The following is an 11,512-nucleotide window of genomic DNA, read 5'->3' as shown; positions in this document are numbered from 1 at the left end:
GTACAGTTCCACCAGATGCCGGCCAGCGAGGACGATAACGCCGTCGCTGCGGCACACCGGGCAGGAAACCAGATCGCGCTCCCTGGCAATGGGCTGGCCGGCAATACTGGAGTCCTGGCTGCCAGTCTTCACGATACCGCCCACCGAGGTCTTCGCCCCGACGGTGATGTGATAGCGTCTCACCTGAGGCTACCCGTTGGATAACCGGGTTGTAGAAGGCCCTGGCCCTCGGTTTCTGCATGGTTCATTGCGCTTTCCCTTTCACACGCCCAAGGAGGCTCGAACCCCATTGGGGGCTGGTTGATCTGATAGGAGATTTCGCCAGAGTGGCGTGAGAGATGCTGCCCAATCATGCAAATCTGAACAACTGACCGTTCGGATAGGCACCCGCTCAGCGGTTCCAGGCACTTTACGGTTGAACTGGAACTGATCGTCTCCGATATAGAGGCTGGTCATATGATGGATAAAGCGGATATCTGTCGTCTTCAATAGGTCTGCGGGCAACGCCCGACAGGGAGAAACCGCACCCTACAGCGCATCAACCTTCATCCGTGTCAACGCCGGCCCAAAACTGACCCCTTTCCCTAATTTTTCGCCGATTGAAATTTGACCCCCTCGGCCTGTTTCTAAACGGTTTTCAATGCCCGTGTCGGGCTGGTACCGGCCTTACGTTTGTCCTTGAGGCGATAGCTGTCGCCCGAGATATGCACGATGAAAACAAGTCCGCTTCAGACCCGGCACAGTGAGCGCCGAACATGGGCGCCCTCACCCTGTCGATCTCTTTGCCAGAGTGACTGCGCGGCACCACCAAGTTTTAGTCAATTACGACCTGCGGCAACACCCTGCTGACCCGCCGCAAACCGATACTGCCCCTTCCCTCCATGCTTGGCCTCATACATCGCCCCATCAGCCGCACGCATCAGCTCTTCCACCGTCGTCCCACTGGTGGGCAAGCAGGCGATGCCGATACTGGCTCCCAGGAGGAAGTTCTCATGGTCGGCGCCCACCTGCGCTATCAACTTGTCGGCCACCGCGGCCGCGTCATCCGGGCTGTCGATGCCTTCGATAATGATGGTGAACTCATCGCCACCAATCCTGGCCAGTCGGTCGTAAGGCCTCAGGCACCCTTTCAACTGGCCGCTGACCCAGCGCAGCGCCTCATCGCCGCGGTCATGGCCGAACTTGTCGTTGATCTGCTTGAAGCCGTCCAGGTCCAGGTACAGCAGCGCGCTCATCCTGCCGGTGCGCTGGTTGCGGGCGATGGCGGCCTGCAGCGCCTGCAGGAATCCCCTGCGGTTGAGCAGCCCGGTCAGGGCATCGGTGATCGTCATGATTTCGAGCTGGCGATGCAGCTCACGCACCGATGACATGTCCAGGGCCAGCAGCGTCATGGCGTCCTGCTCTTCAAGCAGTGGCGAGCAGGACAAGGCCACCGGGATCGTCTGGCCTTCGCGGTTGCGCAGGTTGGCGTCATGCAGGCGAAGGGTTTCGCCACTGTGAAAGTACTCCAGCCATACCGAGTCTTGCCAGGTGTCCTCATGGGGCGATTCAACCCAGGCGATCAACTCGCTGCCCTGCAGTTCACTCTCGGAACAACCGAGCATGCGGGTGATCGCCGGATTGGCAAAGCGGATGCGGCCATCGCTGCCCACCACCAGGATGCCTTCGGCGGTATTGTTCAGGATCGACGCATTGAAAGAACGCTGCTGTTCCAGTTGTTGCGTGGTCTGCAACAGCCCGCGCCGGTAGTGATCGTGTTCTAGCAGCACCCGAGCCTTGTGCAGCAGCATCGTCGGGTGCACCGGCTTGGTCATGAAGTCCACGGCGCCGGCGGCGTAACCCTGGTTGAGCACATCATCGGTCTGGCGCAGGCCCGAGATGAAGATGATCGGCGTGAATCGGGTAGTGGGATCGTCACGCATTCTGCGTGCAACCGCGAAGCCATCCATGCCGGGCATCTGCACATCCATCAGCACCAGGCCGATTTTGCCGGTGGTCATGCACGCCAGCGCCTTGGCCCCGGAGTCGGCGCAGTGCACTGTCCGGTCGAGCTCTTCCAGCAGCTCCTGCATCTCCGCCAGGTTTTCCTCCTGGTCATCCACGACGAGGATTTCCAGCCGCTCAGCTTGCACTTGCAATACGCACCTCCATGTCTGTAATACCGCTTCCCTCAGGCAGGGCATACCACGCTAGCCAGGAAATGCCACTGTAGCTCGGTGCCGCCATGTATGCCAATTGCAGGCGTGACCGGTTCAGGCCCCGCCCGCCTTTGCAGCAGGCGGGCAGCGCTTCTTTATCGCGGGTCCGCCTGCTGCCCGAGAGATGAGGCGGTCACCTACAAGTCGGTGATTTCCTTGTGCCGCGGCACCAGTGTCTTCATCACGCTCCAGGCCACCAGGTAGGCCAGTGCGCAGGCGGCAAACATGATCATGTAGCCGGTGCGGATATCGCCAACCAGCTTGTAGTGGTCGAACACCCAGCCGCCGATCTTGGTCAGCACGACCCCGCCAAAGCCCCCCGCCATGCCGCCGATGCCAACCACGGAGCCAACGGCTTTTTTCGGAAACATGTCCGAGACAGTGGTGAAGATATTCGCCGACCAGGCCTGATGCGCCGAGGCGCCGATGCCGATCAGCACCACCGGCACCCAGAAACTGATGTGGCCGAACGGCTGCGCCAGCAGCACCACCAGCGGAAAGAGCGCGATCACCAGCATGGCTTTCATCCGCCCGTCATAAGGCGCATCGCCCCGTGCCATGAAATAGCTGGGGAACCAGCCACCGCCAATACTGCCCACCATGGTCATGCTGTACAGCACCGTCAACGGCATCACAATGGCCGCGCCCTTCATGCCGTATTGCTCCGACAGGTAGGTCGGCAGCCAGAACAGGAAAAACCACCACACGCCATCGGTCATGAATTTGCCAAAGGCGAACGCCCAGGTCTGGCGGTACTTCAGCAACTGGAACCACGAGACCTTGCCGACGGGCGCCGATGGTTGTGCGCTGGCAACCAGCGGCACCTCCTGATCCATGCGGATGTAGCTCAGCTCCTCTGCGGACAGGCGTTTTTGCAGCTCCGGTTTCTTGTACAGCGCGATCCAGAAGGCCATCCAGATGAAGCCCAGCATGCCGATCACGATAAAGGCGGCTTCCCAACCCCACAGGCCGGCGATCAGGGGCACGCAGATCGGCGCCAGGATCGCGCCGATATTGGCGCCGGAGTTGAAGATCCCGGTGGCCAGGGAGCGCTCTTTCTTCGGGAAGTATTCGGCGGTGACCTTGATCGCGGTCGGGAAATTGCCCGATTCGCCGATCGCCAGTACAGCGCGCGCCAGCATGAAGCCGGCGATCGAGACCGGGATGGCGGCCACACCGAACGCGGTACAGACAGCGGCGATCCCCTCACCCACCGGTACGGAAACGGCATGCATCACCGCCCCGCTCGACCAGATGCAAATCGCCACGATGAAACCTGCCTTGGAGCCGATCTTGTCGACCACACGACCGGCGAACAGCATGGAAATCGCGTACACGAACTGGAAGACAGCGGCGATATTGGCGTAGTCGGTATTGCTCCAGCCGAATTGCCTGGACAGGTCCGGTGCCAGCAGGCTCAGCACCTGGCGGTCGAGGTAATTGATGGTGGTGGCAAAGAACAACAGGGCGCAGATGGTCCAGCGGTATCTGCCGACGGTCTGGCTGACGCGTTGCGCGTTGATGGGTTCGTTCAGATTCATGGCGTCACTTTATTATTTTTGGGTTTGGAATCATTACTTATACGTCATCGTACAACAAATCAAAAGAGGCTGCATTTGTGATGGCCGACAAAAAATGCGGTCCTCGTACGGCCCTCGGCTCAACCTCCTGAAGACTCTGAATCGCCTTTGCAGGCCAGCAGCTTTTGCGTTTCCGAGTGTTGACAAGGGTCGGAGGATGTTTTGATAATCGCCAAATTGTTGTACGACAACCTACGACGCTTCGGTGTCCAGCCCTTCCTCCTATCCGAACACCCACAACAACAAGGAAACATGATGAAGAACGTCAAGCTGGTTATTGGTTTTTTGTGTCTCTTGAGCGGTTACGCAGCGGCCGCATCGGCGCCAGGCGAAAAAGATGTAGCGGCAGCCGTGGACCAGTTGACCCAGGCCATGTGGCACAAGGACATTCCCAAGCTGCAGGCGCTGGCGGATGACAAGCTGACCTATGGACACTCCAGCGGAAAGATCCAGGATAAGCAGGAATTTATCGCCGACATCGAAACCGGCAGAAGCGGTTTCAAGGAACTGAAGATGCTCAACCAGACCATCACCATGAATGGTGACGTGGCCCTGGTGCGCAACCATTTCTCGGCTCAGGCCATCAACAGCGGTGTACTGGTGCCCACCGAAATCGAAAACTTCCAGATCTGGAAAAAACAGCACGGTGAGTGGAAGCTGATTGGTCGACAGGCTTTCCGTTTCTGAGTCCAGGGCCTGCCAGGCAATTACTTTCTGACGACTCTCTTGGGCGGAGTCAGCAAACCCCCACCCGGCTTGCGGGATGCCTTCGATTGGGTGGAACTGCCCAATACCCTGGCGGAGGAGATTTCAAAAATTACATGGGCCTTGGGGCCCAATATCCAGCCATCGGGTCACCGCCCCCATCAGGCGCGTGAAACTGCGGCGGTGTGACGAACACCGCCGCCCTCGCCCACCTCAGGCCGCCTGCATCTTCCCGCGCTGGGAACGAATCCACCAGAACTGCAGCGCGGCACCCACGACAAAAATGCCCAGCCACGCCGCCAATGCGCCCTGCACCAGGGGGGATTGAGGGCCATCCGCCAGCGGGTGAGCGGCAGGCAAGCGGGTCAGCGTCTCATTGATTCCCGGGACCAACAGCAGAAAGAAGCTGAACGTGAACCCAAACTGCGACAGATAGGGTCGCGCACGTCCCAGCAGGCGTATCCGTGGAATCACCAGGGCACCGGATATCGCCAGCAGCGCCAGGATGCCCAGGGCATGGCCGGCATTGAAGCCGCCGGTGCTGGATAGGCCGAACGATGTCACTACCGACACGGCCAGGCCAATGAGGTACACCTTGGCGGAGCGGGTGGAGGGTTCGATTTTCTGGTAGCGGACATAGCTGTAGAGCCCCGCGACCAATGGCACCAGACTGATGGCGGTATGGCAGGCGCCCAGCACAGAAATGGGATGAGGCATGGGACATTGACTCCTTCTGAATACTCGGACCGCGCTGATGGCGAAATCCGTTGCTTAAGTTGACTACCAACTAGTTGGTAGGTTGTTCGGTGAAAAATTTTTGCCGCGTACGGCTCTCATCATGGAACGGTCGGTTCGGAGACGCCGGCCTGTTGGACGCTGTGCCTCTCCATCTAAAACAACCTACTAGTTGGTAGGTTTCTTTGCAAGCCATCAGTGGACGAACGGACGATGCCCGGCGCCCTCCTCTTTACTGCGTGATGACCAGCCTTTCGATAAGTGGTCGGGTGATTGCCCCGAACATCTTGGGATCGCCATAGGCACGAGCGGACAGCATGGCGCCATGCACCGTGGCCATGAAGGTCTCGGCTTCGGCGCGGGCGTCGCAGGACAGCGCCAGGGTGCCCTGCTTGGCTCCGCGCTCCATGACGGACGTCAGCCAGGCAGAAAGCGAGCGAAAATGAGCCCTCACCGCCAGTGCCACTTCCTGGGGCAGGACCGGCATCTGGCTTGCCAGCAAGGCGCACACGCAAAAGCCCTTCGCCGCATCGTCGATGCAGCCCAGCCAATAGTCGTTATAGGCACGCAGCTGGTCCACGGGATTGGGGAAATGCCGTTCCAGCGCGGCGATGCCGGCTTCGGCCTCTTCGCGATACTGCGCCACCAGCGCGAGGACCAGGTCCACTTTCGTGGCGAAATGATGGTGGATGCTGGCCTTGCGGATTCCCACGGATTCGGAGATGTCCGCGTAGCTGAAACCACTGTAGCCGCCGGTAATGATCAGCGTCCGGGCGCAGTGGAGGATTTCATGATAGGTGCTGGATCGATTGTTCATTCCGCAAACCTACCTTCTAGTAGGCTGGTAGTCAACCCTGCGCATTTGGGGCTGGCCCAGGACTGTTCGCATCGAGGGATTGACATCAAACATGATGCTCATCATGCTTTGTCTCGAAGCATGATGATCGTCATGCTTCATCGCTACATAACATGATGGCCATCATGGATGCGTTGACAGATTTCCGCCCCCTTTTGTCTGATGCTTCAGGAGAAACTCATGAACACCTATCTGGTAACAGGTGCCACCGGCGCCACCGGTGCTCCCACGGTCAAATATCTGCTTGAAAATGGCCATCGCGTGAATGCCTTTGTTCATCGTGAAGATGAGCGCTCGCAGAAACTGAGGGATCTGGGTGCAACCATCTTTGTTGGCGATGCGCTGAAGCTGAAGGAACTGCGCCCGGCCATGAAAGGTGTCGACGGTGCCTACTTCGTCTACCCCCTGGGCAATGGCCTGGTGGAAGCGGCTGCCATCTTCGCCCAAGCAGCGAAGGAAGAAGGCGTGAAGATCATCGCCAACATGTCCCACAAGCAATCGCGCCCTGATGCCCGCAGCCAGACGACCCTCAATCACTGGCTGTCGGAGCAGGTCTTCAGTTGGTCCGGCGTGCCGACCACCCACCTGCGTGTCACCTTTTTTGCCCAGTGGATGCTCTACATTGCGCCACTGATCCGCGCCGGCGTGTACCTGACACCGTTCGACGCGGACAGCCGCTTTGCGCCTATCGCCACTCGCGATATCGCCAAAATCATTGCCGGCGTCCTGACCAATCCCGAGCCTCATGCGAACAAGGCCTACGTGCTGAACGGGCCCATCGAGTACAGCCATAAGGAACTGGCCGGCGTCCTGGCGGACACCCTGGGTAAAGAGGTGCGTTTCCAGCAGGTTTCACCGCAAGAGTTTGTCAAAACCCTGGGCCTGGACACCGATCCGGCCTACGTGACCCACTTCACCGCGGTGAAAGTCGACCAGCAGGAAAAACGTCTGGAAGGCCTGGATGACATCGGCACGCAGATCATCGGTGGTCCCCTGCAGACCCCTGCTGAATTCATCGCGGAACATCGTGATGTGTTGAGCTGACACCGACACCGGAAATCGGGCTGGGACGGCCATCCGGCTGTTCCAGCCCGACATGCTCATGGACTCTGGCATGATGGTCGTCATGCTTCCGCTGACTCATCCCGATGGGTACACTCTTCCCTTCAGTCTTTATTGGATCTACGGGACCACCATGCGCTACCCCGCTGAAGAAACAGCAGAAAAGCACCGGAGGATTTTGCAGCAGGCATCGATCCTGTTTCGCGAACGGGGGTTTTCTGGTGTCAGCCTCAGTGAAATCATGAAGGCCACGGGGCTGACCCATGGCGCGTTCTATAACCACTTCGAGTCAAAGGACGACCTGATCGCGAAGAGTTTGTGTGACGCCTCAGCCAGAACCCTTGCCCCGCTGCAAGCAGCGCAAGAGTCGACTGAGCTTATGCAGCATTACATCCGGGAGTATCTGAGCGAGGCGCATCGTGACGACATGGGCAATGGCTGCCTGATGGCCGCTCTGGGATCGGAAATTGCCAAAGAGCCGTTGGTTCGCCCTACCTTCACTCGCCATATCAAGCGTGTTCTCGAGAGTATGACGCTGCCCTTCGCCAAGGCGAAAAAGCGCCACGCCCGTCGCCAGGCCATTCACCAGGTTTCCAGCATGGTGGGGGCCATCATCCTGGCCCGTGCGGTAGACGATCCGGAGCTGGCCGAAGAAATCCTGCGTGAGGTCCGTACGGCGCTCAGTTGATTGGGCGCTGTCTTCAACGGATTGGAGCATAAGCTCTAAAGCTCGCCGGAAAACAGTCGATAGCCTGGATTCAACCCTCACTCACGGAAGCAGTGACATGCAAATCACCAACAGCCCCCTGCCCATCCTGAACACTGACGGCAATCGGTCGCCGATTACGCTCCCCCCTTCCAGCACCCCGCCGCCACCTTTGACCGATGCCCAGAAAGAAGCACTGCAAAAGCTGCGGGACCAATTGAAGAATCCGGTGACTCCACCGGTAGTGGAAACCCCGAAAAAAACCTCGCTGATCGACGAAGTCGTCTAAAGCGTTGCACCCGGCGGACACGGCTGCGCTATCGCCGGTCCGCCCCCCTGTTCGTCAGCCGGGCATTCCTGCTGCGAGTTTGGCGCCCTTCAGGAATCGATCGATCAGCGGATTGACCTCCGTCGGATTCTCCAGCGCCGCCAGGTGCGCGGTTCGTTCAATCACGACAAATTCAGCGCCCGGAATGGCTTGTGCCATGGCTCGGGTTTCGCTGACGGCCGCTCATCAGCAGGCTGGACCAGAACACGATCGCCTCGCCCTGCCCGACACTGCGTACCCGCAAGCGACCGAGGCAGGTGGGGATGTCTTGAGCCTGAAGATCTTCATACGCAATCAGTGGCATAGAGTGCTCATCAATGGACGGTCATTGGAGGCTCAGCCTATACCCGTCTGGCCGAGGGCGGCGTTATCGGGCGCTATCACCAGGAGTGATGCTTTCCAGGACCCTGCTGGCACGTTCGCGGGAGCCTGTCTAACCTCTCTCCAGGGAAGCCGGCGCGCAGGCGTGGCTCAGCGTAATACAACCGGGAAGAGGCTTGACCGTGAGCAAACAAGACACCGCTTTCTGCAGTCTCCTGAATGAAATCGCCCAGGGCAAAAACGAGATCAGGGAACCCGCCGAAGTCGATACGCTGGAACAGTTGATCAGCTTCGACTACGCACAAGCCGTAGCCCATGTGGGAACTCAGCAGTTGGCCTACAGCGATGTGCGAATGACGGCGATGGGCAGTGCCTTTCTGAGCGTATGCAATGCCGCGCAGCATCCCGTCAGATGACGGGCTGATGGCGTCGAACCCACCGTTTCGCCTACCTCACTCCAAACGGCTTCCCCGCAGATACCCAAGCGCCTGCTCCGTGCTCCACAGGGCATTGGCGATATACCGGTAGTTGATCAATGCCGCCAGGTAGCCATCGCCTTCCGGTGTGGTCGGTCCGGCGGTGGCGTCACGGACCACGGCCACTTCGAAACCGAGTTCGAGCAGTTCCCGCAGGTGCGATTCAACGCACAGGTTCGCCGCCATGCCGGCCAGGATGACCTGCGAGACGCCATGCTTGCGCAGTTGCAGTGCCAGGTCGTTGGTTTCCGGGCCGTAGACTTTATGCGGTGAAGCGATAAGGGTCTTGCCGTCGAGAATGTAGGGCTTGTACTCGGGCATGAAGTCGGCACCGGAGTTCTCGAAGCCGTCGAGTGTCAGCGGTCCCTTGCGGTCGAACATGCCGATGCTGTGCATGACCTTTTCCAGCGGCCCGCCGAAATGCCAGTCGTGGTCGCACGGATAGTAATAGTGCGGGGATACGGCAACGGTGATGCCGGCAGCCTTGGCCGCGCCGAACAACTGGCCGATATGCTTGACGGTGTCGTGCTCGACAATGCTCTTGCCGAACACCGGCCAGCTGACGCCTTCGGGGCTGAGGAAATCGATCTGCGGATCGATGACCACCAGGGCCGCGCGGCGAAGGTCGAGCCGCATGCCGGGATCGGGCAAGGCCGGGTCGGTCGGGTCGGCATACGGTGAGGTGCTCTGGGCTGAAGGGTTGTTCATGGCGCTGGACTCCGTTCGACTATAGGGATTTACTCGTCGCGCCGTGGCATCCGTTAGGGTGGCTGTCTGCCAGCGGCGAGAACTTCATCCTATGGCCGCGCATGCCCGGGCTTTTGCCAGGACGTGCAGAGTCTTTACCCGGTCGTCTCCATCATGGATATCCTCTCCGAGTTCTTCGAGCGCACGCACCTCCAGGGCCGGCTGTTCTTTTCCGGACAGGTGGATGGCACCCTGGTGCTCGACAAGCCGCCGGGCATGGCGTTTATCCATGTCATCAGCAAGGGCCATATCGACCTGGTGCAGCCCGGGCTGCCGAAGCTATCGATTACCGAGCCCAGCGTGCTGTTCTGTCCGAGCAGTTGCCGTTACCAGTTGCGCTCAAGCTCGGCGCAGGGGGCGGAGTTGATCTGCGCCTCGTTCCGGTTCGGGCGCAATTCGTTGCAGCCCTTCCCGCTCGGGCTCAAGGAAACGCTGGTATTTCCCATCAGCGGCCTGGAAAACCTGGCTCCGGTGATCGCTACGCTGCTCGGCGAATTCGAGGAACAGGCCCCTGGCAGGACCAAGGCCCTCAATCTGTTGCTCGAATTCATTTTCGTGTTGTTGGTGCGGCGAGCGGTCAAGGAGCAGAAGATTTCCAGCGGCTTGCTCTATGCCCTGCAGGATGGGCGTCTTGGCGCGGTGTTCAATCGGATTCACCAGGAACCCGAAGCGCCCTGGACCGTCGGGCAACTGGCGGCGCTGGCGAATATGTCGCGGTCGAAATTCTCGGCGTGCTTCACCCGGATCATGGGCGTCTCGCCAATGGGTTATGTCACCGCCTGGCGGATGAAGGTCGCCCAGGAACTGCTGCGCGAAGGGGTGCAGATCAAGGTGATCGCCGCGTCGGTCGGCTACAGCTCGCAAGCCTCGTTCTCCAGGACCTTTGTCAGCGTGGTCGGCGCGCCACCCGCCGAATGGCTCAAGCGCGACAACAGCGGGGAGGACCCGCTGCTGTCAGTGCAGGTGCAACCGCATGAGTAGCCGATGATTACCGGCGCTTGGCAATCTCTTCCAGGAAGGCCTGGGTCGTGCCTTGCGCAGAGGCCGGGTTCTGGCCGGTGACCAGGTTGCCATCGACGACAACGTAGGAAGTCCAGGGCGCGCCGGCCTGGTACTGCGCGCCGGCGGCTACCAGGCGATCTTCCAGCAGCCAGGGAGCATTGGCGGCCAGGCCGGTCTGGGTTTCCTCGGTATTGCTGAAGCCGGTGAGCTTGCGCCCCTTGAATGGCCAGGACCGGGCGTCGCCGGCGGCCAGGAATGCCGCGCAGCCATGGCACAGCGCCCCGACAACCTTGCGCGGATCGGCAAGTGCCGCGGTCAGCAGGCGACCTGCCGCCTCATTCACTGCCAGGTCCTGCATGGGACCGTGGCCGCCAGGCACGAGAATGGCGTCGTAGTCGGCAAGGTCGATGTCTTCCAGGCGTTTCGGCGCACGCAGAAGCTGGGCGTGCCTGTGCAGATAGTCCGTCAGTTCGGCGACCTTGGCCGCATCACCGCCGTTCACGTCGAGGGAGAGACTCAGCTCGTCCGCCACGGCTGGGGCACCGCCCGGCGTGGCGAGGCTGATGTTGGCCCCGGCCGCGCTGAGCAGGCGATGAGGCGTGATGAATTCCTCGCCCCAGAAACCGGTGGGACGCTGGAGGCCATTCAACTGGCTCCAGGTGGTTGCGCTGGAAAGAATCATGAGTACGGAAGGCATGGATATTCCTTGGGTTGAACGTCAGTTATCGACGTCAACGAGTATGGAATCGCCGCCCAGGGGTAACAATGAACGCCTCCCGAGTTGAGAATTCCACTT

At 60.0% G+C, this 11,512-nt stretch carries 14 protein-coding genes; 6 read left to right on the top strand and 8 right to left on the bottom strand.

The genetic code is table 11. The features are described 5' to 3' along the window. The 3 genes from HX851_RS25720 to HX851_RS25710 all read right to left on the bottom strand — a co-directional run. A partial coding sequence (locus tag HX851_RS25720; protein WP_177065528.1) for a PAAR domain-containing protein occupies nucleotides 1-183 on the bottom strand: 183 nt, incomplete at its 3' end. 635 nt (nucleotides 184-818) lie between these two features. Beyond that, nucleotides 819-2,132, bottom strand: a complete 1,314-nt coding sequence (locus HX851_RS25715; protein WP_369680908.1) for a diguanylate cyclase domain-containing protein — start codon at nucleotides 2,130-2,132, stop codon at nucleotides 819-821. A 203-nt stretch (nucleotides 2,133-2,335) separates the two neighbouring features. After that, the gene (locus tag HX851_RS25710; RefSeq protein WP_177056912.1) at nucleotides 2,336-3,739 is read right to left on the bottom strand and encodes an MFS transporter; all 1,404 of its coding nucleotides are present in this window, start codon (nucleotides 3,737-3,739) and stop codon (nucleotides 2,336-2,338) included. 294 nt (nucleotides 3,740-4,033) lie between these two features. On the opposite strand from HX851_RS25710, the gene HX851_RS25705 reads away from it, so the two are divergent. Beyond that, nucleotides 4,034-4,465, top strand: a complete 432-nt coding sequence (locus tag HX851_RS25705) for a nuclear transport factor 2 family protein (protein WP_017128358.1) — start codon at nucleotides 4,034-4,036, stop codon at nucleotides 4,463-4,465. Between the two features lie 231 nt (nucleotides 4,466-4,696). On the opposite strand, the gene HX851_RS25700 is transcribed toward HX851_RS25705, so the two are convergent. Both HX851_RS25700 and HX851_RS25695 read right to left on the bottom strand, forming a co-directional pair. Next, nucleotides 4,697-5,200, bottom strand: a complete 504-nt coding sequence (locus tag HX851_RS25700; RefSeq protein WP_177065537.1) for a hypothetical protein — start codon at nucleotides 5,198-5,200, stop codon at nucleotides 4,697-4,699. Between the two features lie 250 nt (nucleotides 5,201-5,450). Then, nucleotides 5,451-6,035 (bottom strand): TetR/AcrR family transcriptional regulator, encoded by a 585-nt coding sequence (locus HX851_RS25695; RefSeq protein WP_017128360.1) that lies wholly within the window; start codon nucleotides 6,033-6,035, stop codon nucleotides 5,451-5,453. Between the two features lie 219 nt (nucleotides 6,036-6,254). Here HX851_RS25695 and HX851_RS25690 point away from each other — a divergent pair, with 219 nt between their 5' ends. The 3 genes from HX851_RS25690 to HX851_RS25680 all read left to right on the top strand — a co-directional run bounded on the left by HX851_RS25690 (nucleotide 6,255) and on the right by HX851_RS25680 (nucleotide 8,131). Further along, nucleotides 6,255-7,118: an NmrA family NAD(P)-binding protein gene (locus tag HX851_RS25690; RefSeq protein WP_177065538.1), complete on the top strand. Its 864-nt coding sequence runs from the start codon at nucleotides 6,255-6,257 to the stop codon at nucleotides 7,116-7,118. Between the two features lie 70 nt (nucleotides 7,119-7,188). Further along, nucleotides 7,189-7,824, top strand: coding sequence for a TetR/AcrR family transcriptional regulator (locus HX851_RS25685; protein WP_256261927.1), 636 nt, complete (start codon nucleotides 7,189-7,191; stop codon nucleotides 7,822-7,824). 97 nt (nucleotides 7,825-7,921) lie between these two features. Continuing rightward, nucleotides 7,922-8,131, top strand: a complete 210-nt coding sequence (locus tag HX851_RS25680) for a hypothetical protein (RefSeq protein WP_017128363.1) — start codon at nucleotides 7,922-7,924, stop codon at nucleotides 8,129-8,131. A 54-nt stretch (nucleotides 8,132-8,185) separates the two neighbouring features. Here HX851_RS25680 and HX851_RS25675 read toward each other — a convergent pair whose 3' ends face one another. Next, complete coding sequence (locus tag HX851_RS25675) at nucleotides 8,186-8,329, bottom strand: alpha/beta fold hydrolase (RefSeq protein WP_177056910.1); 144 nt, start codon at nucleotides 8,327-8,329, stop codon at nucleotides 8,186-8,188. 344 nt (nucleotides 8,330-8,673) lie between these two features. Between HX851_RS25675 and HX851_RS25670 the strand changes: the two genes are divergently transcribed. Next, complete coding sequence (locus tag HX851_RS25670; protein ID WP_146049187.1) at nucleotides 8,674-8,907, top strand: hypothetical protein; 234 nt, start codon at nucleotides 8,674-8,676, stop codon at nucleotides 8,905-8,907. A 36-nt stretch (nucleotides 8,908-8,943) separates the two neighbouring features. Here HX851_RS25670 and HX851_RS25665 read toward each other — a convergent pair whose 3' ends face one another. After that, the gene (locus HX851_RS25665) at nucleotides 8,944-9,675 is read right to left on the bottom strand and encodes a cysteine hydrolase family protein (RefSeq protein WP_177065540.1); all 732 of its coding nucleotides are present in this window, start codon (nucleotides 9,673-9,675) and stop codon (nucleotides 8,944-8,946) included. 153 nt (nucleotides 9,676-9,828) lie between these two features. Here HX851_RS25665 and HX851_RS25660 point away from each other — a divergent pair, with 153 nt between their 5' ends. Beyond that, on the top strand, nucleotides 9,829-10,695 hold the full coding sequence (locus HX851_RS25660; protein ID WP_177065542.1) for an AraC family transcriptional regulator: 867 nt from the start codon (nucleotides 9,829-9,831) through the stop codon (nucleotides 10,693-10,695). A gap of 7 nt (nucleotides 10,696-10,702) precedes the next feature. Here the strand turns inward: HX851_RS25660 and HX851_RS25655 are convergent, their stop codons facing one another. Continuing rightward, nucleotides 10,703-11,413, bottom strand: coding sequence for a type 1 glutamine amidotransferase domain-containing protein (locus HX851_RS25655; RefSeq protein WP_177065544.1), 711 nt, complete (start codon nucleotides 11,411-11,413; stop codon nucleotides 10,703-10,705). Between the last annotated feature and the right edge of the window lie 99 nt (nucleotides 11,414-11,512).

It is taken from the genome of Pseudomonas gingeri, from assembly GCF_013385635.1.
GTDB classification, from domain to species: domain Bacteria; phylum Pseudomonadota; class Gammaproteobacteria; order Pseudomonadales; family Pseudomonadaceae; genus Aquipseudomonas; species Aquipseudomonas gingeri_A.
This window is presented reverse-complemented; position numbering and strand designations above follow the sequence as displayed.